This window comes from Clostridium sp. YIM B02506 (assembly GCF_022324845.1).
GTDB classification, from domain to species: domain Bacteria; phylum Bacillota; class Clostridia; order Clostridiales; family Clostridiaceae; genus Clostridium_T; species Clostridium_T intestinale.
The window spans coordinates 81,188-104,089 of record NZ_JAKGTG010000008.1 but is presented as its reverse complement, the minus strand read 5'-3'; the positions used below and the strand labels follow the sequence as shown (position 1 = coordinate 104,089).

The following is a 22,902-nucleotide window of genomic DNA, read 5'->3' as shown; positions in this document are numbered from 1 at the left end:
GGTAAAAATGAGTATGAAGAGCAAAATAAGGTATTTAAAATGGATTATAACAAATAAAAGTAAAAACAATAACATTAATATACACTATACTGTTAACTTAAACAAAGGTACTAAATTAGATCATTATGTAAAAATACATAGAAGCTCTAGTATACAAGATACAACGATAAATGAAGGAACTTATTTAGGGTGGAATTGTATTTATAATAATTGTAATATAGGAAAATATTGTTCTATTGCTCCGTACTCAGAAGTAGTTTATGGAAGGCATCCATCCAAAAAATATGTATCTATACATCCAGCATTTTACTCACTTAGAAAGCAAGCAGGATTTACATTGGTAGATAAACAAAAATATGAAGAATTTAAATTTTTTAATAAAGACAAAAAAATAAGTGTTAAAATTGGAAATGATGTATGGATAGGATACGGAGCTAAAATTATGGAAGGCGTTAAAATTGATAATGGTGCTATAGTTGCAGCTGGAGCTTTAGTAGTTAACGATGTTCCGGCTTATGCTATTGTAGGTGGAATACCAGCTACAATACTTAAATATAGATTTAGAGAAGAAGAAATTAAATTTCTATTAGATTTACAATGGTGGAATAAGTCTGAAGAATGGATAAAATCACATGCTAAATATTTTGATGATATAGAAAATTTAAGAAAGGCTTTGGATTATGAAAATAAGATTTAAAAGTATTAGCAATAATTCAAAAAGTGTAATTATTAATGCAATAAATAGCGTAGGCATTAAAGGATGTGGAATAGTAGTTGCTTTATTAACAACACCTGCTTATCTTAGATATTTTAATGACAATGCAGTTTTAGGGGTTTGGTTTACGATATTATCAATTTTAAGTTGGATATTAAATTTTGATCTTGGAATAGGTAACGGGTTAAGAAATAGATTGGTAACAACATTTGTAAAAAATGATGAAATGGCTTCTAAGAAATATATATCTTCAGCATATATATTTCTTACGGCTACATCTTTTGCTTTGGGTCTTTTAATATTTGTAGCAATTCGTTTAATTTCATGGAATAAGTTTTTTAATATTGGTGAGAGTAGACTAGAATCTCATATACTACAAAATACAATACTTATAATTCTAATAAGTATTATGCTACAATTTGTACTAAGAATTATATCTTCAATTTTATATGCTTTACAAAAAGCCTTCTTGCCTAATTTTATGAGTTTACTTACGAATATAATTCTTTTAGTATATGTTTTGATATGTAATAATATTGGGATAAATAACAATATTATAAGCTTAGCTATAGTATACTTAATAGCTGTTAATGCGCCATTGATAGTAGCGACTATATTGATATTTTCTAAAAAATTAAAAAAAATGAGGCCTAATATAAATTATTTTGATTTAAAATATGCTATTGATACGTTAAAAGTAGGTGGAGCATTTTTAGGTTTACAAATAGAGGCAATGATAATAAATAATACAAGTATTTTTTTAATAACCTGGTTATTAGGAAGTGAATTAGTTGTTGAGTATAATATTTATTTTAAGGTATTCTCACTTGTAAGCACTGTATTTTCTCTCATTACTATTCCCATTTGGTCAGCTGTCACAAAAGCTAAAGAAGAGGAGAATATTGTTTGGATAAAAAAGGCAACAAGGATTTTACAATTAATAGCTGTGATTTTCGTTATAGGTGAAATACTAATTATACCTTTAATGCAGATGGTATTTAACATATGGCTTAAAGAGAAATCATTTCAAGTTGATTATATAATTATGGCAATATTTGTAGTTGAACAAGGTATAGTAATTTGGTCAGCTATAAATGCAACGATTTGTAATGGGTTAAGCGAATTAAAAAGTCAATTTGCATTAATGACGATTGGAGCAATATTAATAATTCCAATTGCGATTATTTTAACTAAATTGATAAATGGATATTATGCTGTAACATTAGCACATATAATTGCCTTGATACCATATTGTGTAGGACAATCTATATGGATTGAAAGATATATAAAGAGAAATACATAGAAATTGTATTAGATAAAAAAATAATATACAATTAGAAACAGCAATAACCTACTTGTTAGAGCTGTTTTTTGTTTGTCTAGAAAACCTCCGGCTATGCCGGTGGACAAAAAGGCTTTAGCTCTGAGCAGAAAAAAACTCCTATGATAAAATGAAAGCGACTGACAATCGCAAAACAAATAAATCATAGGAGGTGTCGTATGGGTAACGACATAGAAAGCTTATCACACACAAAATGGAGGTGTCAATATCATATAGTATTTGCACCAAAATACAGAAGACAAATAATATATGGAAAGTATAAATCAGAGATAGGAAAAATATTAAGGGAAATATGTAAAAGAAATGGGGTAGAAATTATAGAAGCAAATGCATGCCCCGACCATATACATATGCTTATAACAATTCCACCAAAGATAAGTGTATCTAAATTTATGGGGATATTAAAAGGTAAGAGTAGCCTAATGATATTTGATAGATTTGCAAATCTAAAATATAAATATGGAAATAGACACTTTTGGTGTAGAGGATATTATATAGATACAGTTGGAAGAAATAAAAATGCGATAATAAAATATATACAAAATCAGTTACAAGAAGATCAGTTAGCAGAGCAAATAAGTATGAAAGAATATATCGACCCGTTTACGGGAGAGCAAGCAAAAGTAAGCAAATAAAATAGCCACCTTATAGGTGGCCGCTGAAAAAGTTTTGCGATTGGCGGTTTTTCAGAGCGCGAGTAGCGCCGCCAGTATCATGCCCTTATAGGGCTTAATCAAGCCTCCGGCTGAGCCGGTGGTACTTGACTAATAAAAACGAAATTTTTAATATTAAAATTAAAAGAAATAGATGAGATATAAAAAATGTACTTATAAGAGCTTCTTAATAATTATAAATATGGTAAAGTATTTAAAAATATAAATTTAAAATATATAATTAAATGAAGGAGAGGGGGATAAATGTGGATAAAATAGATTTAAGTATTTCATACCTAAAAAAAATAAAAGATATTTACAGTAATGATTGTACTACACATCTAGAAGATATTATGGAAGAAATAAAAGTTGAGATTAAACAATTATTAGAAGAGCATAAAGAAAATTATGGGTTAATATATAAAAATTCAGTTCATACAAGTGATTTGTTTAAATTAGATGGAAGGGTAAAGAAGCCAGATAGTTTATTTGAAAAATTTATAAGAAAAGATGAAGGATTAATGCTACTTGATAAGTTTCAAATAAGATCAGAAAATGATATAGACTCTAAAAAATCTGATATAATAGAGCAGTTTTATGGATATGAAGATATTATAGGAGTAAAAATAGTTGCTGAATTAAAAGAAGATGCTAATAATATGTACAAGTTATTACTGGATCACAGTAATGAAATTTCAGAAAAAATTGTATTTAAAGATATAAAAACACAACCTAAATCTATGAAGAATGGATTAGAAATATATAATATAAAAGGTTTATATTTAAATAAGTATGGATTTGAGCTACAAATTAAAAGTAAGATAAATTCAGCGTGGGGAGATTTAGACCATAGTATATTTTATAAAAATTATAGCTTTAATCCTGTTAAGAGTACAGCTCAACTAACAATGAATCATATAGGAAACATGTTAGATGAAATTGAAAAGCTTTTGTACAGTATTAGAAATGTTGAAAATGATTACGAAGGCACTGCTAAAAAAAGTAGGTTCATTGAGCAGATAGATGATTGTTTAAGTCAAGAAATTAAAACAAAATTTAATAGTAGTTACAGGATAGATAAATTAGCTGATATATTATTTTATTCTTATGAAAAATTAGTTTCAGATTATGATAAAGGTACTTTAGAAATAGCTGGTTTAGATTATTATGATTTAATGCAAGAAGAGTTTAAAGATGAGTTTTGTAAAAGTTATAGAGGATTTAGAGACAATAGTTTTGAGGCAATGATACTAGAAAATATATTTTTAAAAATAATTTATAGTAAAGAAACTATTAGTAATGAACAGTATGAAAATAAAGTTAAGTCATATTTAGATTTTATATTATCATATATAGTAGAAATATTAGATGAAGATAGTATTGAAAATTTAAATGAAAGAAATATATATTTAAGAGAAATATTAATGCAAATATTTGATTATGTTAATAGTATAGATTTACTTATAAAGAAATATAATTATGAAGTCTTAAATGAATGGATAAAGCAAATTTTAGACGATTATGAAATGGGTAAACTAGAAAAAAATGAAATGATTAAGTTATGGCTAATTACCTTAAATAAAGGTATGTTAGAAGAATATTTAACAAATCAAGATATTGGTTTTATTTATGATTTGATGGAACGTGTAAAGGATAATATAGACAATATAGAGGAAAAAAGTTCTATAGAAATAAAAGTGCTAGAAAGATGTAACGAAGAAATAGATAAAGCTGTAGCTAAAATGATAGGAGGGAAATAAATGTATAGTAATTTTAATGCGTTTTATTATAAACAAAACAATCAGGAATATATAAGCTTAGTTCTGCCATTTAAAATAGTTAATAGTATATCTGAAGTGTTAGTATATGGCAAAAGTAAGTATGGTTATCAAAGAGAGTTGTCATCTAATCATTATAATCAAATAAAGAGAAATATACTTAAAGAAAATATTATATTACCAACATCAATTATACTAAGTGCAAATAAAGATGATATAGAGCCTAATATAAAAAATATAAAAGATGGGTTAATAGAGTTAAACATCAGGACTGATAATAAAGTATTTAGAATAGTTGATGGTCAACATAGATTAAAGGGTTTAGAAGAAGCAGCAAAAGAAAATAGTGATATAAATGACTTTATGCTAAATGTAGTTATTTTACTTACTGATAGAAATAATAGAATAATAGAAGTAGATACATTTATAGACATAAATTCAAAGGCTAAAAAGATAAAAACTGACTTAACACTTTTAGCAAAGTATAATTATGAGATTCTTGGTGAAAAGGAAATTGATGATGTATATGAACATATTTGTGTTAAAGTTGCATATTTATTGCATGAAAAAATTGAAGATAGTGTTTGGAAAAATGCAATAAAATTTGAGTTTAATGTGTCTAGAAATAATGGAATAATAGAGGTTAATGCTTTTAAACAATCTATAGCATCATTAGTTAAAACAATAATTGATAAAAAAGGGTTAAAAGTAGTTAATGATATAGATATTATAGATGATATTGCTAAAAAAGTTGCAGAAATAATCAATTTGGAGTGGAAACTAATAAAGGATAGATGGGAAGCTTGTTTTGAGGAAAAAATAGAGAAAGATATTGAAAATGAATTTGTTAAGACATACTATAATAGCAAATATTATATTCAAAAAACAACAGGTGCAAATGCCTTAAATATGATATTGAATGAAATACTTCAAAGTACAGATACAATAGATGAAGCATTTGAAAGCTTTAAAATTATATTAAAAAAGAGTTTAATTAAATCCGATGATTGGCTAGTAGGTAAGAAATTCAGTGGATTGACATCAGGATCAGGTTTTAAAAAGGCTAAAGATTTTATTAAGAATGAACAATAAAGATGAAGGTCGAGGGTACTAATAGTCACCCCTCGCCTCCACCATAAAAACCACGAAAATCTAAATTTTAGATTTTCGTGGGTTTTTTATTTATAGAAATAAATTCATTATAAAAATCAAGAGAATCATTTTAGAGATAGAGATGAAGGAAGATCTTTATGCAGAGGGGAAAGTGTTGTTAGGCATTAGTTATTTTGGCTGTATATCAAATAAAAAAATAAATTATTTAATAAATATAATAGTAATTGTGAATAATAAGTTAGTAAATATAAATTAAAAAAGGAGATGTATTATGAAAAAGAAAATTAGTAAACTTATAGCTTTATCAATAATGGTATTATTATTTAATATTATTGGGGAAAATAGTTACGCTTATGCGCAAGGTACATATTTAGCTCAGGAACAACAAAATAATTCAAAGGATATTGTTGACATTGCTACTGGAGACAATAGGTTTAAAACTTTAGTGACTGCTTTAAAGGCGGCAGGATTGGTTGATACACTTAAAGGGCAAGGGCCATTTACAGTATTTGCACCTACAGATGATGCGTTTGCAAAACTTCCAAAGAACACAGTCAACGATCTTTTAAAACCAGAAAATAAGGAGACTCTTGTAAAGATTTTAACTTATCATGTTGCACCTCAAAAGCTTACTGCAACAGAAGTATTAAAGTTAAATGGTAAGGAGTTAAAAATGTCAAATGGGGAAAATGCTAAAATAGAAGTGAAAAATAATGAAGTATATATTGATGGAGCTAAGGTTGTAATTACTGATATTATGGCTAAGAATGGAGTAATACATGTAATAGATACAGTTATGATGCCATAGATAAAGAATAATCGTTAGCATATATTTATTGAAAATTTGCTGTATTAAAAGAAGCTGTTAGAGCTTGATAAGTCTAGATATATTATTGTATATTTTATGGGAAAATTTTATTTTAATGATATAATAACTTATGGTGCATTTAGCACATATAAGGAGAGAATGATGGTAAAGAAAAAAATATCAGAAATATACAACAATGAATTAACCACAAAAAAGAACTTATTAGAAGCTATAGATGCTGTGAAGGCTTCAAAGAATACATTAAATGATGAAGATATGCAAAGCTTGTATAATGAAATTTATAACAGTATTGATGGAATGAAGGACAAAGTAAAAGCTAATACAATACTTTATTTGAAAAATCATCTAAAAAGCACCTTGGGTAAATATGTGAAGGACAAAGAAGAAAATAAAACAAGTCATTTTATTGAATTTTTTAAAAAAGCATATCCTCCAAAATCAAGAAGAAAAGATTTTACTTGGGTTCTAATAGATATTAATAAAATATCTTATGAACAAATTTGGCATACCTTAACTTATATAAATAATTTAAATTTAAAGGGAAAGAAATTCACAAGCGAAGAAAAAGACGATATTATACCTATGATAGATAAGTTATTAAGCTCTGGTGATAGTAAATATATCAATCAAATAAAGAGTTTTTCAAGCCTTCAAAGTGAGCTTAATATCAAAATAGTGCTTGTGGAAAATGAAGATAACCTATTAAAGACAAAGAGAATTAAATAATTCTTTGATTTGGTAAAGTTGAAAATTTATTAACTGTAAGGCAAACATTAATTAAAAAAATATGGGTGAAGTAACAAGAGGATATATTATAGTAGATTGTAGTAGTGTATTTTAAAGGTTATGCTTTGCCTCAACCATTAAAATCTGCTATAGTACAGAAGTGTGTGATCAAGAGGAACTATTTTCTCAAGTATCCATGGAACGTACAATGTTTAACGTAGAGATATTAAGACCAAATTTGTATTTGAATAAAATATAAATTTAAAGATAAAAATAAGGTTTATATTATATCAAAATTTGATATAATATAAGTAAGATTCTAAATCTTTGATTTAGTAAATCGCACTTACACAAAGTGCAAATAAGAAAAGTTTAGTGCTGCAAACACTAAACTTCCTTAGAACAAAAGTATATAGCACAAATTTTACATTTGTTGCTAGTCACTTTCACAAAGTGCTTATTTTGTTTTAGGGCTATTGAATTAATTAAATAGAGATTTAATTAAGAGTAAAGAGCACTATTCTTTGTCGGATGGGTGCTTTTTCTCTTTGCCATTAACTTCTATATGAATACCAAGGAACTTAACCTTGATAACTAACTTAGCAATAAAAAGATTATACACATTATTACTGTAGAAATACCTCAGGTATTTCATTAGAATCATTTAAGTTTATTGATGTAAAAAATTTAGAGACAGTTATTTTTAAAATTAAGGAATTGATGAATAAAACCATAAAGGTTTTATTTTACAGTATAGAAGTGCACCACCATAATATTTTGAGATTAAGGGGGCTTTTTTTATTTAGGGGGTATACTTTTAGTGATTAATACTTTTCATTTATCATTTGTAAGAGAATAATCTATTGACAATCATAATCAATTAGAATAAAATTAAATTGTACAAAATTTAATTTAAAGATTACAATTTACGAAGTAAATTGAGCTATATAAAACATTTAAAATTTAGGAGGTTATTTATTATGAGTAATACAATAGATAAAATAAAAAATCATAGATCAATAAGACAATATCTAGATAAAGAGGTTTCAAATGAATTAATAGATGAAATTCTGAAGAGTGCTCAGGCTATGCCTAACTCAATAAATGGACAACAAACATCTGTTATAGTTGTAAGGGATAAAAAGAAGAGAGAGAAATTATCAGAACTTGTTGGTAATCAACCATATGTTGCAAAGGCTCCAGTATTTTTAGTATTTGTGATGGATTTTTATAGAACTCATCTTGCAGGTGAAAAAACTGGAATGAAGCAGGTAATTCATGAAGATATAGAAGGTATGCTTGCAGGATCTGTAGATGTTGGAATAGCTTTAGGAGCTTCTGTTGTTGCTGCGGAATCCCTTGGACTTGGCACAGTACCTATTGGTGGCATCAGAAAAAATCCAGAAGAAGTTATAGAAATATTAGGATTACCTAAATATACTTTTCCAATGGTAGGATTAGTAGTTGGATATCCAGCTGATGAATCACATAAAAAACCTAGAGTTCCTTTTGAAAGTTTTAGACATGATGAAGCTTATGATATAAAAGCTGTTGAAGACTCAATTAATGTTTATGATGAACAGATGGATAAATATTTAAGAGAAATTGGAAGAGTTGAGCAAGAAACAAACTGGAGTACTGTAACTTCAAGAGTTTATCAATCAGTTTATTATCCTAAGGTTAAAGATGCTATTAATAAGCAAGGATTAAAAAGTAAATAATTAATTTTATTCTAAAGAAATAGTATAAAATGATAATTTGATTTCAAAGGTCACATTTCGCATCCACCATAAAAACCATGACAATACGTATAAGTGTTGTCGTGGTTTTTTTATTGCCATGGATGTTAGCTAATGACTTTATTTAAAAGATTTTTTAAATATTATTTACTAAAACAGTATTGAATTTAAAGAACTCATATCTATGGTGAGTTATTGAATATTCAAAAATCTTACCATTTTCTAAATAACATACTTTTTCAATTTCCATAATAAAGTCAGATTCAGTTAAGTTCAAATAACGTTGGTCGTTGGCATTAGCTTTATCACCCTCTATAGAGATGTGAGCACTTTGGATTTTAAGGTTAAGTTCATTATTTATGTAATCATAAATTGATCCTTCTAAGTGTTTTTCCTTTAGTCCAGGTATAACATAAATAGGCATATAAGTTTCTTCTAATATTTGTGGTTCGTTATCTACAGAACGTAATCTTAAGATTCTATATATATACTCGTCAGTTATATTAAGTTTTTCAGCAATATCTTTAGTTGGTGTAGTAATAGAAAAATCTATTACTGTTGATTTTAGATGTTCTTTTCCAAATTTTTTAGAGTAACTTGAAATTTGATTTAATTCTACGGTGGTCTTATTAGACAAATTTTCCTTAACATAGGTTCCAGAGCCTTGTCGTCTTATTAGCATCCCCTGTTGAACTAATAAGTCTAATGCTTTAGTAATTGTAAGTTTACTACAATTGTAATGTTCAGCTAAAGAGCTTCCATCTGGAATTTTTTCATTAGTTTTATAAGTATTATTATTTATCTTATCTTTTATATCTTCATATACTAATTTATATTTAGGTAGCATAGAATCTTCCTTTCTAAAATTGTTGCTATACATATTATATACTATATGCAAATAAAAGTATATATTTATATATGCCTTTTGTTAATTGATATATATCTTTTTAAAAAGATATATATCAATTAATAAAACATACTGATTATTTTTAAAAAGATATTGATTATTTTAAAAAAGAAATATATAATTGAACTTGAAAATGTTTTCTGATCGCGACGAGAAACATAATATATTAAGATGGGAGTTACTTATGAAGAAAATTTATAAATTTCCAGAAGGATTTTGGTGGGGAAGTGCCTCATCAGCGGAACAATCAGAAGGTAAGGGTAATACCGATAAGGGAAAAACAATTTGGGAGTATTGGTTCCAGATAGAAAAAAACAGATTTTATGATGAAGTTGGTCCAGATGTAACATCAGATTTCTTCAATAGGTACGAAGATGATATAAAATTAATGAAAGAACTTGGACACAATTCATTTAGAATGTCTATTTCATGGGCTAGATTATTTCCGAATGGAGATGGGGAAGTTAGTGAAAAAGCGGTTGAATTTTATAATAAGGTAATTGATACATTTATAGCTAATGATGTAAAGCCTTTTATTAATTTATTTCACTTTGATATGCCATTAGTAATGCAGGATAAAGGCGGATGGGAAAGTAAAGATGTAGTTGAGGCATATGTGAACTATGCAGATAAGTGTTTTGAACTTTTTGGAGATAGAGCTGAACATTGGTTTACATTTAATGAACCTTTAGGACCAATACTTGGAGGCTACTTACAAGACTTTCACTATCCAAACATAATAGATTTTAAAAGGGGAGCACAAGCAGCTTATTATACAATACTTGCACATGCAAAAGTCATTGAAAGATTTAAAAAACACAACTTAAAATCTAAAATTGGTGTGATACTAAATCTTAGTCCAACCTATCCAAGAAGCGCTAATAAGTATGATGTTGAGGCAGCAGAATATTGTGATTTATTTTATAATAGGAGCTTTTTAGATCCTTGTGTAAAGGGGGAGTTTCCTAAGAAATTAGTAGACCTTCTTAAAGAATATGATCAAATGCCTATATATACAGATGAGGAATTGAAGATAATTAAAGATAATACAGCACAGATCTTAGGATTAAATTACTATGAACCAAGAAGAGCCAAAGCAAGAGAGCATGCTGTAAATCCTAATTCTCCATTTATGCCAGAATGGTTTTTTGATTCATATGTAATGCCAGGAAGAAAGTTTAATAGCTATAGAGGCTGGGAAATATACGAGAAGGGAATACTGGACCTTTGCAAGGATGTAAAAGAGAATTATGGAAATATAGAAGCTTTTATTTCTGAAAATGGTATGGGTGTCACAGACGAAGAACGTTTTATTGAAAATGGACAAGTTAATGATGAATATAGAATTGAATTTATTAAAGGTCATTTAAAATATGTTCATAAAGCAATTGAAGAGGGATGCAACATAAAAGGCTATCACCTTTGGACATTCATTGATTGCTGGTCATGGATGAACGCATATAAAAACAGATATGGTCTAGTTAGTTTAGATTTAAAAACTCAAAAGAGAACAGTAAAGAAAAGTGGAGAGTTTTATAAACTATTAGGCGAAAATAATGGTTTTGAAGAATAAGAAGGAGGAATATAGAATGAATAAATTCTTTAATAAACTAGGAATGTTATCACAAAAATTAGGTGGACAAATTCATTTAAGGTCACTTAGAGATGCATTTGCATCGCTAATTCCATTTATAATTATTGCAGGTTTAATGATTTTCTTTAACTATGTTGTTATTGAACCAACAGGATTTATGTCTAATATAATTAACTCAGCAACATTAACTACTTGGCAGGATGTTGGAACCTCTATTACTAACGGTACTCTAAATTTCTTAGCAATATTGCTAGCTGGTGCATGTGCATATCATTTGGCATTAAATAGAAAATTTGAAAACCCAATTGCTCCAACGCTTTTGGCTATCTCAATATTTGTTATTATGCTACCATTTATAACTACAGTAACACCAGTAGGAGCTAAAGAAGCAGTTCAGGTTTCAGGTGTTATTTCTTTTGGGTCTACTAATTCAGGAGGAATGTTTGTAGGAATAATTGCCGCTATATTATCTACGGAATTTTTTATTTGGCTAACTAAAAATGAAAAACTTAAGATTAACATAGGCGGAGAATCAGTACCTCCAGCTGTTACAAAATCATTTAATGTCTTAATTCCTATAATGATTACTATTCTAACTTTTGCTATAGTATCATTTGCAATAAAGCAACTCTTTGGAACAGATATAAATTCTTTAATTTTAAAAACAATACAAAGACCACTAGTGGGACTAGTTACTAGCTTACCAGGATTTATAATATTAATGTTATTATCTAATTTACTATTTGCAATAGGGATACATCCAGGCGGAGTAATTGCTCCAATTATGGATCCAGTATTATATACAACTATGAATGAGAATATGATTGCTTTTTCTCAAGGTCAACCAATACCTAATATAATAAACATGGCATTTAAGGATACATTTGGAGTAATGGGTGGTTCAGGTAATACTATCGCATTGTTAATTGCTATATTTTTATTCTCTAAGAGAAAAGATTATAGAGACATAGCTAAACTTTCTACAGCACCAGGTATATTCAATATTAATGAACCAGTTATATTTGGTTTACCAATAGTATTTGATTTAACACTAATGATACCTTTTGTATTGGCTTCCCCAATTTGTTTAACAGCAGCATATTTTGTAACTAAGATAGGCTTAATGTCACCTGTAGTAATTCAAACACCTTGGACTACTCCACCAGTTTTATCAGGATTTTTAGCTACAGGCGGTGATTGGAGAGCTTCGGTATTCCAAATAATTATGATTGGACTTACAGTTTTATTATATATTCCTTTCCTAAAGGTTGCAGAGAAAAAAGCAGTTGAATAAGAAAAAACAAGTATAAATAGATAAAAGGAGATGCTTTAATGAAAAAGATATTGTTAGTTTGTAATGCAGGAATGTCAACATCAATATTAGTACAAAAGATGAAGAAAGTAGCTGAACAAAAAGGCATAGAGGTAACAATAGAGGCTATACCATCAACAGATTTATCTCAATTTTGGCAAAGCTCAGATGTAATTCTAATAGGACCTCAAATTGGATTTATGAAAGATAGTATAAAAGAAACGGTAGAAAATAAGATACCAGTAGAAGTTATTAATATGGTTGATTATGGAAGAATGAATGCAGATAAAGTTCTAGCTTTAGCTATAGATTTAATAAAATAAGGTGGTTTGAGATGGACGGAATGGAACTAATTGCTTTCAATATTATCAGTAATGTTGGAACAGCAAAGAGCATGGGAATTCAGGCATTAATTAAAGGACGAGAAGGAAAAAAAGAAGAAGCAGATAAATTACTTGAAGAAGCAGCTTCATTTTTGAAAGAAGGACATAAGTCACATGCACAACTTATACAAGAGGAGGCAAAGGGCAATAAACAAGAGATTTCACTAATACTTATGCATGCAGAAGACCAATTAATGGCATCAGAAATAATTTTATCTTTAGCTAAAGAGATGCTATATATGCAGACTGAAATTAATGATTTAAAGAACAAGTAATAAAAAGTCGAGGTGAATCCTCGACTTTTTATAAGTATTTTTTTAGTTTTTTGGAAGTTACAATGAATTATAAGTTAGACAGCAAGGAGATCTTTTGAACTTATCAGGTATACTCCTACACAGATAGCGCTAATATAATAATATGAAAAAATAAAGCAAGTGATTGTATTTACACATAGTCGCTTGCTTTTATTGTTGGTTAAATTTAAATATATTATGGCTATTTGGATAAATATTGATTATACCTTGTAATACATAGTGTTATTCTATATAATATAAATATACTTTGTATTACAAGGTAAGGGAGGGATTTATTTTGAATAATAATTCTCAAATTCTTAAGGGGATTCTTGAGGGCTGCGTACTTAGTATAATTTCTGAAAGAGAGACATATGGGTATCAATTATTAATGAGATTAAAAAAGAGTGGATTTGAAGATATTGTGGAAGGAACATTATATCCATTATTGCTTAGGCTCGAAAAGAATGGACTAATAGTTGCAGAGAAGAAGAAATCACCTACAGGGATAGATAGAAAATACTATACTTTATCATATGATGGATATCAGGAGCTTAAAAGTTTTATAGGTTACTGGAAGAAGCTATATGTTGATGTGAATAGTATAATAGGGGGGAATAGGGATGAATGATAGCCTACTAAAAGGCGAATATAAGGATGCTTATACTGGTATAGTAATGTATTTGTCAGTTAGCAATCTGCCAAGCTATTTTAGAAGTGAGGTCTGTGAAGATATAGAAGATTTATTAAATAGTGCTCAGAATGATGGAGTTGATGTGAGAAATATTATAGGGGATAATATAGAAGAGTTTTGCAGGGAAATTATAAAGGCAAAGAAATTTAAAAATCAAATAGTATTCAATATAATAAAGGGTATGAATTGGGCATTATTTATGTCAGCTACTTACTCGTTATTAAGTTATTTAGTTGATATACAAATGACTTTAAATCTGGTGACTATGTTTATAATTGACTCTATTATAATTAGATTTATTTTCAGTAGAGGATTAAGGAAAGCAATAATAAAGGGTAAAGGGAGCATGAAAAAGATTATAAATGTAGTAATTGTATATAGTTTATTTGTGTTAGTAGTTGCTATTATTAATTATTTTATACTTATAAGTTACGTTGTAGTAATAGATCAGATATATACGTTTATAGTACTAGTAATTATGATGTTAGGAAACTACTTAACATATAGATTCTTTAAAGGGAAAGATGCAACGATATTTCAGTTATGGTTATAGTTTCAATTATGAAAATCAGGAGGATAAAATATGAGTAATTATAAATTAATAGCATTTGATATGGATGGAACATTATTAAATAGTCAAAAGAAAATATCTCAAAAAAGTATTGAAGCCATTAATAAAGCAATGGAAAAGGGAAAGATTGTTATATTGAATACAGGAAGATGTCCAGCAGAATTAGAAGAATATTTTGAAGTCCTTGATAATATACAGTATTTAAATTGTGTAAGTGGAGCATTGGTGTTTGATAGAAAAAATAATAAAAAGATTTACTCAAAGACCTTAGATATTGAAATAGTTAAGCAGTTATTGGACATTGCAAGCCATGAAGATAATATGGTTCATTTGTTATCACAAGATTCAATTGTTGAAAAAGATAAGATTGATAAAATGAATGATTATCATATGGAAGTATATCAAGAAATGTATGTGAGAGTAACTAACAAATGGGAAAACTTATATTCACAGTATAATGAAAAGCCTTTTCCTGTAGAAAAATTGAATATCTATCACACCTCTAGTGAAGGAAGGGAAAGAACAAGACAAAGAATATTAGATAGTAATTTAGAAGTTGAATTATCTGATGCTGAAACAACATCGCTAGAAATATCAGCTAAAGGGATTGATAAAGGGATAGGACTTGAAAAACTTTGTGAATATCATCAAATAGCATTAGATGAAACTATTGTAGTTGGGGATGCTAATAATGATATAGCGGCATTAAAAAAAGCTGGACTAGCTATTGTAATGGATAATGCTAATGAAAATATTAAACAATTAGCCTCTGTAATTGTAGCTGATAATAATAATGATGGGTGCGTAGAAGCTATTGAAAAATATTTATTAGGTTAATTAGAGGAGAATGACCTTAATATAAATACTTTTCCAATAAGTGCTGAAATTACTAAATCTGAATATGAATAAAAACCGCATAAAATATCACTCGTCATCATTTTTAGGATGATACAATTACATTACTTAGTTATTAATAAAGTGATAGGAGTGATTATTATGATGGAAGATACTCTTAGACGTTATAAAGAGCATGATATTATGACAGAAATTAAAACAATGAAACATATGGTTAGTGGCATAGAAAAGGACATAAAAACTATTGTGGATTATGTTCAAAATATATTGCTTCATCAGCATTGGAGTGAAGCTTATGGATTAAAACTTACAGAGGAAAGAAAGAGAGAACCCTTTATAAGAAGCTTTGAAGACAAGCTGATTTTCTTAAAAAAACTTGGATATAATCATATATCAGAGCAAAAGCCTAATGAAAATAAAATGATAGGAATATGTCGAGATTTTTCTGTAGCTTCAGCTGCACTTTGCAGAGAGGTTGGGATTCCTGCAAGAGCAAGATGCGGTTTTGCTAGTTATTTTGAAAAAGGAAAATATATTGATCATTGGGTTCTTGAATATTGGAACGAAGATAAAAAACAGTGGGTAATGGTAGATGCTCAGCTAGATACGCTTCAACAAAAGGCACTAAAGCTTCCTTTTAACCCTTTAGATGTAGGTGAAGAATATTTTATAACAGGACCAAGAGCTTGGCTAATGTGTAGAGAAGGATTAATTAATCCAGAGTTATTTGGAATTTTTAAATGGTGGGGATATGACTATTTAAGGTGCAACTTAATTTTAGATGTTAATTCATTATTAAAGATTCCAATGCAGCCATGGGATATGTGGGAAGGTTATAAAAGTATGGCAATAGAAAAGTGGAGCGAGGAAGACTATGAGGTAATGGATAATCTATCTAGACTTGCTCTGAATGTTGATATTAACTATGACTCCTTATATAAATATGTGCAGATAAATGGTAAGATAAAAGTACCTGAGGATTTAGGAAAGGTTATAATAGTCTAGAATAAGGGGATAAATATGTCTTATATAGATTCCATGGAAAAAGCATTAGTTTATATAGAAAGTCACTTGCAGGATGATATTGATTTATCTTCTATTGCAAAAGAAGCAGGATATTCTCTTTATCATTTTCATCGTATTTTTAAAGGGGTTGTAGGGGACTCAATCAAGGATTACATTAGGAAGAGAAGAATTACTGAAGCTGCAAAGGAGCTAGTGGGTACAAATAGGTCTATTGTGGAAATAGGTATAAGTTATGGGTACGAATCAAGAGAGGCATTTAGTAGAGCCTTTGAAAAAGTCTATGGAAGAAAACCTTCAGAGGTAAGAAGAGATAATTTGCTTTATTTTATAAGAGAGCCAATGAATTTTGATTACATGATGTTTCAGCTGAAGCTAAGAAAAGAAGGATTAACACCTTTATTTAGAAAGCTTCCTGAAAGATATGTAGTAGGTAAGAAGTGGAAGGTAAAGGCAGATGGTAGTAATCTTCAAGATATACCATTGTTTTGGCAAAAGTGGAATACCGAAAAAGAGAGTAAAAAAATAGCAGAACGTAAATATACTAATGAAATTATGGGGATTTGTATATTTTCAGAGGAAGACGTTTTTGAGTATATGATAGGTCACGAGGTTAAGAGTATAGAAAATATTCCTGAGGGTATGGTGCTTCATAAATTAGAACCATCCTTTTATGCAGTATTTAGAAGTATAGGACCAATAACAGAAAGTGTACAAAAAACTTGGGATTACATCTATTCAGTATGGTTAAATGAATCAGACTATAAACACAGAGACACTGATGATATCGAATATTACTTTTATAATAACGGTGAGCTTGTTGCTGAACTTTATATACCTATTATAATAAGATGAATGCCTATAAAGTTACTGATTATGGTATTATATGTTTAATAAACTCTTGAAGACGTAATAAATAGTGAAAATATGATGAGAAATGGAGTGATAACTTGAAGGTTTATATTTCAGCTGATATTGAAGGAATAAGTGGGGTTGTAAGTAAAGCTCAGCTTAGTCCAGAGGGATATGATTATCAAAGGGCAAGAATGCTTATGACAAAAGAGGTTAATGCAGCTATTGAGGGAGCTATTGAAGCTGGTGCAAAGGAGATAGTAGTAAATGATTCGCATGGACCTATGACTAACATTATTATAGAAGATTTAAATCAAAAAGCAAATTTAATAACTGGTACACCTAAAAGGCTTGGAATGATGGAAGGCATTGATGCTTCATATGATGGGGTTATTCTGATAGGTTATCATTCTAAGATGAATACCCCAGGTGTTCTAGCTCACTCATATCATGGTGGTGTTATTTCAGATATAAGTATTAATGGAAAGAGTGTTGGAGAGTTTGGCATTAATGCTTGTGTTGCTGGTTATTTTGATGTTCCTGTAGTTTTGGTTTCAGGTGATAACATATTATCTGATGAAGTTTCAGCAATAAATGATAAAATAGAAAAAGTTGTCGTAAAAACAACTCAAGGAAGATATTCTGCTAAGTGTATATCTCCAGAAATTGTTCATGATATGATTAAAGAAAAGGTTAAAACAGCCTTATCAAAGGTTGATAATATACCTTCAACTACAGTTAATGGTTCAATTGAGTTAAAGGTTAGTTTTTTAAATAGTGGTTTAGCTGAAGTTGCATCAATTATGCCTCGTACAGAATTAATTGAGCCTAATGTTGTTTTGTATAATGCAGATAATATTATAGAAAGCTACAGGGCTTTAATGGCAATGATTCATATAGCGAGTTCTATAAATTAGATTACTTTGCATATGATGATTGATGAGAAATACCAGGGGAGAGGATTAGGAACAGAAGCCCTGAAATTATGTATAAACTATATAAAATCAAAACCTTTTGGGAATTCAAATGATGTTCTATTAACTTGCAATTTTGATAATTCTCATGCAATTCATATTTATGAAAAGTTAGGTTTTAAAGATACTGGAGAACGTGATGATGATGAAATAATTATGAAGTTAGTAATTTAACTTCATATGCAAAAAGATTATAAGTACAACCCCTCCACAATGAAAAATATGTTGTGGAGGGGTTGCTTATTTATCTAATATTATAGTAATTTAACCAGCTTTTCTAATGTTTCAGATAGTTCTTTTGCTAGCATAAAGTCTTTAACTCTTAAGGCTGCTTCTATTTGTGTTTCAATTGATTTTTTATTTTGTTCAATTTCTAAGTAGTCTTTGCCAAAATGATTAGCATAGATTCTCTGTCTAAATTTACGCATACGCACTTTTCTAATGGTTTTATCTTCAATGATTAAAACTGAATCCATACAGTTTACTACGGTATAGAAATCATGAGAAATCATTAAGATAGCACCTTTGTAGTTTTTTATAGCTTTTTCTAATGCTATTTGTGAATATGTATCTAAGTGACTTGTAGGTTCATCAAGTAGCAGTATATTTGCTTGACTAGCAGAGATTTTAGCTAGTTGAAGCATGTTTTTTTCTCCACCAGATAAAGCACTTATTTTCTGATTAACTGATTCTTCATCAAAACCATAGTCTAAAACATGAGCTTTAATATCATCACGAGTTTTAAAACCAGCATCAAAGAACTCTTCAAGTATTGTATTAGATTCATTTAGTGTTTTGTTTTGAAGCTGAGATAAATAAGCGACTGTAGCATTTTCATTTATTTTGATAGCAGGATTATTATTTTCAAAGATTTCTTGTAGTAAAGTGGTTTTCCCTGTACCATTTGAACCTATAATAGCTACTTTTTCAGTAGGGTTAAGTTCAAAGGTAACATTTTCTAAAAGTACATCATCAAAGGAAACACTATAATCCTTAACTTCTAAAGCAAGACCTTCTTTAATTTCATCGTATGTAAATAGATTGATATTAGGTTCTTTAATCTCTATAAATGGAGCTTTAATTCTACGTTTTTCTAATCTTTCTTGGATTTTAACTCTAGCGTTTAGTGTTCTTCCTCTAAATGCTTCGGCATTATCAGTTGCTATATCTCTTAGTTTCTTTATTAAGAGTTCGTTTCTAGCAATTTCTGCATCATCTTCAGCAGCAAGTTCTTGAAGTTCAATTTTAGTTTGAAGTAAGGAGAAGTTATAATCGATATAGCTTCCATCAAACTCTTGTAGTTCCAGGTTTTCAAGATGAAGAATTTTATTGAAACAGTGATTTAATAGATATCTGTTATGTGTAATAACTAACATTGTTCCTTGGTGTGAATTGATTAGATCTTTAAGGGATTTAAGGTTCTCAAAGTCTAAAAACACATCAGGTTCATCCATAATAATCAAGCTTGGATTATTTAGCATTGCTTTAACTACTTGAATAAGCTTAAATTGCCCACCACTAAGCTCAGATATCATTGCATATTTATATTTAATCAATTCTGTAAGATTTAGTTGTTTATCTATAGTATTTTCGAAATCATTACCACCTATTGCGTCAAAAGCATCTAAAGCTTCTTGGTACTTTTCTAATAAAGTATCAATATCTGAAGAAGTTTCCATTTCAGTGCATATAGCTGTTATTTCATTTTGTAGTTTAATGAAGTCTTCTCCTATATATTCGAAAACTGTAACATCTTTCCCTTCGTCTAATTTAGGGAATTGACTTACATAACCAATTCTACAATTAGGGTCTATCTCTAGGGTACCATCAAACATATATTTTTCAGGATCCATTAGCATATCTATAAGTGTACTCTTTCCACTACCATTTGTTCCTATAAAGGCACAATGTTGATCTTCTTCTAATGTAAATGAAACATTATTATATAGATCTTTTTGTGGATATGAATAGGATAAGTTATAAGCTTTTATCATATTATTACCTCTCTTTACAATTAAAAAAGAGCCTATGAAAATAAGCTCTTTAGTATATTAATTTACTAATTTAAATTTCACACTTAGGTTTATGTTGAAAAGACTTTTATTAAGTTTAACATTGATAGCATAACACCTTTTTTTACTAAGTTCAATGATTTCATACAATAAACTTTCTTATAAATTATGGTAGAGTCATTGACAAAGAATTTAGATGTAATTAAGATGAAATTAGTTGATGCAATAATTTATAAAAGGGGCATGATTATGAAGAAAATGAAAAAACTAGCAGTGGGCTTAATTTTAATTATATCAACAACAATGCTATATGGATGTTGGTGGCAAAACCCTGATTTTATTACACATAGTTACTTTGGAGACGCTAAAAACGGTCATACTGATATTCAAAAGTTATTTACCATGATGGAAGAAGAATCAAATCAAAATATTAAGAGAGATTTTAACGGGAATAGTTTTTCAGAAGAAACTCAAAATAAATTATTGAAAAAGCTAAAGGGTATAGATTATAAGATAGAGAGTGAAAATATTGATGGGGATAGAGCTAGGGTTAGGGCTAATATAAAAGGTATGGATTTTAATATTATTGTAGGAAAGGCTATGGAGGAAACTTTTAGTTACATACATGAGCAAGCTCTTTCTGGAGTTCAAATATCTGAGAAAGAAAAAAATGCTTATTTTGATAATTTGGTTAATAAATATTTAGATCAAGTTACTTATAGTGATAGAGTATCATATGTTGATGTGGAAAAGGTTGATAAAAAATGGATTGTTAAAGAAAGTGCTGCAATATCGAAGTTGTTGTTAGGAATTGATGAATATACTTTCAGTAGTGAAAATCAAAATCCAGAAAAAGTACAAGCAATGAGTTTAAATACTCCATTTACAGTAGAAACTGAACTGGGAAATTATAATTTAACTATTGAAGATGCAAGAGCAATAGGTGCAGGTAAATGGTATGAATTTGGTGTTAATAAAGTAGTTTTAGATTACAATTATGAAAATATAAGCTTTGGGGTAAATAACGTTACTATGCTTTATATTGGTGAATCTGCCTTTCAAGTTTTAGATGATGAAGGAAATATTGTTGATACATATCCAGCATCTGAGGAAAGTAGGATACCTGAAAATATTGGAATAGGAGAAAAATGCACGGCAACCGCAACGTTTAAGGTTAAAAGTGATAGCAAAAACTTAAATGTTGTATTTACAAGAGGAAGTCGAAAAATATGCAAGATAACAGTTCCAATTAATTAAATATATATGAAATAGATATAGAACATATTGGTTTTTAGAAATAGATGTGATAATATTTAGTAAGAAAATAGTCGGATTTTGTAACATATAAATAGATTGGAGAGACGTTTATGATAATCGATAAAATGGACAATATCTTATTGTATAAATCAATGGTGCCTAATTTAGAGGTTGGTTTAAATGCTATAAAACAATTAGAGGTTTTTGAAGAAGGCAAGTATACCTTTGAAGGTGGATTTTACATGATTCAAAAAGGTGAAACTAAATCTTTAGAAGAGGGAACTTTTGAAGCTCATCGTAAGTATATAGATATTCAGATTCTTGTAGATGGTAGTGAAGAGGTTGCTTGGTCAGATATTAAAGATCTTACTACAGTAATTGAATATGATGATACAAAAGATGCAGAACGTTTCGAAGGAGACAGGAGTCACAATATTCTTGTATCAAAAGGTATGTTTTACATAGCATTTCCTCATGATGCACACAGAGCAACAGGACATACAACTGAAAAACACAGTTACACTAAAATAGTAATGAAATTGCCAGTGGAAGCTTAATATAAAAGACAAAGGGATTATATGATTAAACGTATAATCCCTTTGTCTTTTATTTAGTTATAACAAGTTTATTTACTGCATGATATAAAATAAGAGCTGATTTCTTATATTAAATAATCTTAGTTAGAAGACAAACTTGACTTAATTATTTAATGAAGCTTCATAAACAGGAACCCCATCTAACTTTCCATTGACTTCTTTACTTGCCATCAAGGTAACTGCTTTTATTGGAATCTTAATTCGGTCATATTGAAGTAAGTTATCCAAATCTATAGATTCTTCGTTAAATACAACTCTTCGTCCTAGGGTTATATGAGGTGTAAAAAGTTTATCATAAAATCCTATTTTGTTTTTTGATAATAGTGTAGACAGCTCTTTATGTAGTTCAGAAAGAACGGAGCTTTCTCTTGTGCCTATCCATAGAATATTGGTGTTTTTTCTTTTAAAAACACCTAAGTTACTTAAGGATAATTCAAAAGATGGAATAGTTAAAACTGCTTTATCTATAACTTCTTTTATTTTTTCAATTTGAATATCATCAGCTTCTCCTATGAAGCAAACTGTTAAGTGAAAGTTATTCTTACGAGTAAAGCTGCCTTCGGTGCAGTGATTTTTTATATCTGAGGTTATTTGTTCCAAATAATCTTTAACTTTATCTTCAAAAGCTATAGCAATATAGATTCTCATATTTTTATATCCCTTTCATCAAATGATAGTGTGTAT

The 22,902-nt window shown here is 28.8% G+C and carries 24 protein-coding genes; 21 read left to right on the top strand and 3 right to left on the bottom strand.

Features of this window, described 5'->3' with window-relative positions; all coding sequences use genetic code 11:
* Window positions 1–13 precede the first annotated feature (13 nt).
* The 8 genes from L1S49_RS08710 (at window position 14) to L1S49_RS08675 (ending at window position 8,877) form a co-directional block, all read left to right on the top strand.
* The gene (locus L1S49_RS08710) at window positions 14–697 is read left to right on the top strand and encodes a CatB-related O-acetyltransferase (protein ID WP_238903613.1); all 684 of its coding nucleotides are present in this window, start codon (window positions 14–16) and stop codon (window positions 695–697) included.
* On the top strand, window positions 681–2,018 hold the full coding sequence (locus L1S49_RS08705) for a hypothetical protein (protein WP_238903611.1): 1,338 nt from the start codon (window positions 681–683) through the stop codon (window positions 2,016–2,018). Before L1S49_RS08710 ends, L1S49_RS08705 begins: the two co-directional genes overlap by 17 nt.
* Before the next feature lie 197 nt (window positions 2,019–2,215).
* Entirely contained in the window at window positions 2,216–2,692 is a 477-nt protein-coding gene (gene tnpA / locus L1S49_RS08700; RefSeq protein ID WP_238903609.1) for an IS200/IS605 family transposase, read from the top strand.
* 284 nt (window positions 2,693–2,976) lie between these two features.
* The gene (locus L1S49_RS08695) at window positions 2,977–4,470 is read left to right on the top strand and encodes a hypothetical protein (RefSeq protein WP_238903607.1); all 1,494 of its coding nucleotides are present in this window, start codon (window positions 2,977–2,979) and stop codon (window positions 4,468–4,470) included.
* Window positions 4,471–5,580, top strand: coding sequence for a DGQHR domain-containing protein (locus L1S49_RS08690; RefSeq protein WP_238903605.1), 1,110 nt, complete (start codon window positions 4,471–4,473; stop codon window positions 5,578–5,580). It abuts the gene before it with no gap.
* 292 nt (window positions 5,581–5,872) lie between these two features.
* Window positions 5,873–6,409 (top strand): fasciclin domain-containing protein, encoded by a 537-nt coding sequence (locus L1S49_RS08685; RefSeq protein WP_238903603.1) that lies wholly within the window; start codon window positions 5,873–5,875, stop codon window positions 6,407–6,409.
* Window positions 6,410–6,505: 96 nt separating this feature from the next.
* Window positions 6,506–7,156 (top strand): hypothetical protein, encoded by a 651-nt coding sequence (locus tag L1S49_RS08680; RefSeq protein WP_238903601.1) that lies wholly within the window; start codon window positions 6,506–6,508, stop codon window positions 7,154–7,156.
* 980 nt (window positions 7,157–8,136) lie between these two features.
* Window positions 8,137–8,877 carry an NADPH-dependent oxidoreductase gene (locus L1S49_RS08675; RefSeq protein WP_238903599.1) on the top strand — a complete coding sequence of 247 codons (741 nt, stop codon included), beginning with the start codon at window positions 8,137–8,139 and terminating at the stop codon, window positions 8,875–8,877.
* Between the two features lie 154 nt (window positions 8,878–9,031).
* Here L1S49_RS08675 and L1S49_RS08670 read toward each other — a convergent pair whose 3' ends face one another.
* Complete coding sequence (locus L1S49_RS08670; protein ID WP_238903597.1) at window positions 9,032–9,742, bottom strand: GntR family transcriptional regulator; 711 nt, start codon at window positions 9,740–9,742, stop codon at window positions 9,032–9,034.
* Window positions 9,743–9,986: 244 nt separating this feature from the next.
* Between L1S49_RS08670 and L1S49_RS08665 the strand changes: the two genes are divergently transcribed.
* The 11 genes from L1S49_RS08665 (at window position 9,987) to L1S49_RS08615 (ending at window position 18,527) form a co-directional block, all read left to right on the top strand.
* A complete protein-coding gene (locus L1S49_RS08665) occupies window positions 9,987–11,375 on the top strand; it encodes a glycoside hydrolase family 1 protein (protein WP_238903595.1) in 1,389 nt (462 codons plus the stop codon).
* 16 nt (window positions 11,376–11,391) lie between these two features.
* Complete coding sequence (locus L1S49_RS08660) at window positions 11,392–12,690, top strand: PTS transporter subunit EIIC (RefSeq protein WP_238903593.1); 1,299 nt, start codon at window positions 11,392–11,394, stop codon at window positions 12,688–12,690.
* A 38-nt stretch (window positions 12,691–12,728) separates the two neighbouring features.
* Entirely contained in the window at window positions 12,729–13,031 is a 303-nt protein-coding gene (locus tag L1S49_RS08655) for a PTS sugar transporter subunit IIB (RefSeq protein ID WP_021800705.1), read from the top strand.
* A gap of 11 nt (window positions 13,032–13,042) precedes the next feature.
* Window positions 13,043–13,366, top strand: coding sequence for a PTS lactose/cellobiose transporter subunit IIA (locus L1S49_RS08650; protein ID WP_238903591.1), 324 nt, complete (start codon window positions 13,043–13,045; stop codon window positions 13,364–13,366).
* A gap of 316 nt (window positions 13,367–13,682) precedes the next feature.
* A complete protein-coding gene (locus L1S49_RS08645) occupies window positions 13,683–14,015 on the top strand; it encodes a PadR family transcriptional regulator (RefSeq protein ID WP_238903589.1) in 333 nt (110 codons plus the stop codon).
* Window positions 14,008–14,631, top strand: a complete 624-nt coding sequence (locus L1S49_RS08640) for a DUF1048 domain-containing protein (RefSeq protein ID WP_238903587.1) — start codon at window positions 14,008–14,010, stop codon at window positions 14,629–14,631. The genes L1S49_RS08645 and L1S49_RS08640 overlap by 8 nt, the downstream gene beginning before the upstream one ends.
* A gap of 30 nt (window positions 14,632–14,661) precedes the next feature.
* Window positions 14,662–15,486, top strand: coding sequence for a Cof-type HAD-IIB family hydrolase (locus L1S49_RS08635; protein WP_238903585.1), 825 nt, complete (start codon window positions 14,662–14,664; stop codon window positions 15,484–15,486).
* A 159-nt stretch (window positions 15,487–15,645) separates the two neighbouring features.
* Complete coding sequence (locus L1S49_RS08630) at window positions 15,646–16,509, top strand: transglutaminase-like domain-containing protein (protein WP_238903584.1); 864 nt, start codon at window positions 15,646–15,648, stop codon at window positions 16,507–16,509.
* A 15-nt stretch (window positions 16,510–16,524) separates the two neighbouring features.
* Window positions 16,525–17,382 carry an AraC family transcriptional regulator gene (locus L1S49_RS08625; protein ID WP_238903582.1) on the top strand — a complete coding sequence of 286 codons (858 nt, stop codon included), beginning with the start codon at window positions 16,525–16,527 and terminating at the stop codon, window positions 17,380–17,382.
* 95 nt (window positions 17,383–17,477) lie between these two features.
* Window positions 17,478–18,296, top strand: coding sequence for a M55 family metallopeptidase (locus tag L1S49_RS08620; protein WP_238903581.1), 819 nt, complete (start codon window positions 17,478–17,480; stop codon window positions 18,294–18,296).
* A 12-nt stretch (window positions 18,297–18,308) separates the two neighbouring features.
* Window positions 18,309–18,527, top strand: a complete 219-nt coding sequence (locus L1S49_RS08615) for a GNAT family protein (RefSeq protein WP_238903580.1) — start codon at window positions 18,309–18,311, stop codon at window positions 18,525–18,527.
* A gap of 80 nt (window positions 18,528–18,607) precedes the next feature.
* Here the strand turns inward: L1S49_RS08615 and L1S49_RS08610 are convergent, their stop codons facing one another.
* Window positions 18,608–20,347: an ABC-F family ATP-binding cassette domain-containing protein gene (locus L1S49_RS08610; RefSeq protein WP_238903579.1), complete on the bottom strand. Its 1,740-nt coding sequence runs from the start codon at window positions 20,345–20,347 to the stop codon at window positions 18,608–18,610.
* 267 nt (window positions 20,348–20,614) lie between these two features.
* Here L1S49_RS08610 and L1S49_RS08605 point away from each other — a divergent pair, with 267 nt between their 5' ends.
* Both L1S49_RS08605 and L1S49_RS08600 read left to right on the top strand, forming a co-directional pair.
* Complete coding sequence (locus L1S49_RS08605; protein ID WP_238903578.1) at window positions 20,615–21,622, top strand: hypothetical protein; 1,008 nt, start codon at window positions 20,615–20,617, stop codon at window positions 21,620–21,622.
* A 110-nt stretch (window positions 21,623–21,732) separates the two neighbouring features.
* Complete coding sequence (locus L1S49_RS08600; RefSeq protein WP_238903577.1) at window positions 21,733–22,179, top strand: YhcH/YjgK/YiaL family protein; 447 nt, start codon at window positions 21,733–21,735, stop codon at window positions 22,177–22,179.
* 141 nt (window positions 22,180–22,320) lie between these two features.
* Here the strand turns inward: L1S49_RS08600 and thpR are convergent, their stop codons facing one another.
* Entirely contained in the window at window positions 22,321–22,866 is a 546-nt protein-coding gene (thpR, locus tag L1S49_RS08595) for an RNA 2',3'-cyclic phosphodiesterase (protein WP_238903576.1), read from the bottom strand.
* Between the last annotated feature and the right edge of the window lie 36 nt (window positions 22,867–22,902).

What these genes read in the sequence shown, in the direction of transcription:
- L1S49_RS08615 (WP_238903580.1), top strand. Translation starts at nt 18,309, where the DNA reads ATGATGATTGATGAGAAATACCAGGGGAGAGGATTAGGAACAGAAGCC.
- L1S49_RS08670 (WP_238903597.1), bottom strand. Translation starts at nt 9,742, where the DNA reads ATGCTACCTAAATATAAATTAGTATATGAAGATATAAAAGATAAGATA.
- L1S49_RS08600 (WP_238903577.1), top strand. Translation starts at nt 21,733, where the DNA reads ATGATAATCGATAAAATGGACAATATCTTATTGTATAAATCAATGGTG.
- L1S49_RS08605 (WP_238903578.1), top strand. Translation starts at nt 20,615, where the DNA reads ATGAAGAAAATGAAAAAACTAGCAGTGGGCTTAATTTTAATTATATCA.
- L1S49_RS08710 (WP_238903613.1), top strand. Translation starts at nt 14, where the DNA reads ATGAAGAGCAAAATAAGGTATTTAAAATGGATTATAACAAATAAAAGT.
- L1S49_RS08625 (WP_238903582.1), top strand. Translation starts at nt 16,525, where the DNA reads ATGTCTTATATAGATTCCATGGAAAAAGCATTAGTTTATATAGAAAGT.
- tnpA (WP_238903609.1), top strand. Translation starts at nt 2,216, where the DNA reads ATGGGTAACGACATAGAAAGCTTATCACACACAAAATGGAGGTGTCAA.
- L1S49_RS08650 (WP_238903591.1), top strand. Translation starts at nt 13,043, where the DNA reads ATGGACGGAATGGAACTAATTGCTTTCAATATTATCAGTAATGTTGGA.
- L1S49_RS08655 (WP_021800705.1), top strand. Translation starts at nt 12,729, where the DNA reads ATGAAAAAGATATTGTTAGTTTGTAATGCAGGAATGTCAACATCAATA.
- L1S49_RS08630 (WP_238903584.1), top strand. Translation starts at nt 15,646, where the DNA reads ATGATGGAAGATACTCTTAGACGTTATAAAGAGCATGATATTATGACA.
- L1S49_RS08690 (WP_238903605.1), top strand. Translation starts at nt 4,471, where the DNA reads ATGTATAGTAATTTTAATGCGTTTTATTATAAACAAAACAATCAGGAA.
- L1S49_RS08675 (WP_238903599.1), top strand. Translation starts at nt 8,137, where the DNA reads ATGAGTAATACAATAGATAAAATAAAAAATCATAGATCAATAAGACAA.
- L1S49_RS08705 (WP_238903611.1), top strand. Translation starts at nt 681, where the DNA reads ATGAAAATAAGATTTAAAAGTATTAGCAATAATTCAAAAAGTGTAATT.
- L1S49_RS08610 (WP_238903579.1), bottom strand. Translation starts at nt 20,347, where the DNA reads ATGATAAAAGCTTATAACTTATCCTATTCATATCCACAAAAAGATCTA.
- thpR (WP_238903576.1), bottom strand. Translation starts at nt 22,866, where the DNA reads ATGAGAATCTATATTGCTATAGCTTTTGAAGATAAAGTTAAAGATTAT.
- L1S49_RS08640 (WP_238903587.1), top strand. Translation starts at nt 14,008, where the DNA reads ATGAATGATAGCCTACTAAAAGGCGAATATAAGGATGCTTATACTGGT.
- L1S49_RS08685 (WP_238903603.1), top strand. Translation starts at nt 5,873, where the DNA reads ATGAAAAAGAAAATTAGTAAACTTATAGCTTTATCAATAATGGTATTA.
- L1S49_RS08635 (WP_238903585.1), top strand. Translation starts at nt 14,662, where the DNA reads ATGAGTAATTATAAATTAATAGCATTTGATATGGATGGAACATTATTA.
- L1S49_RS08660 (WP_238903593.1), top strand. Translation starts at nt 11,392, where the DNA reads ATGAATAAATTCTTTAATAAACTAGGAATGTTATCACAAAAATTAGGT.
- L1S49_RS08665 (WP_238903595.1), top strand. Translation starts at nt 9,987, where the DNA reads ATGAAGAAAATTTATAAATTTCCAGAAGGATTTTGGTGGGGAAGTGCC.
- L1S49_RS08680 (WP_238903601.1), top strand. Translation starts at nt 6,506, where the DNA reads ATGGGAAAATTTTATTTTAATGATATAATAACTTATGGTGCATTTAGC.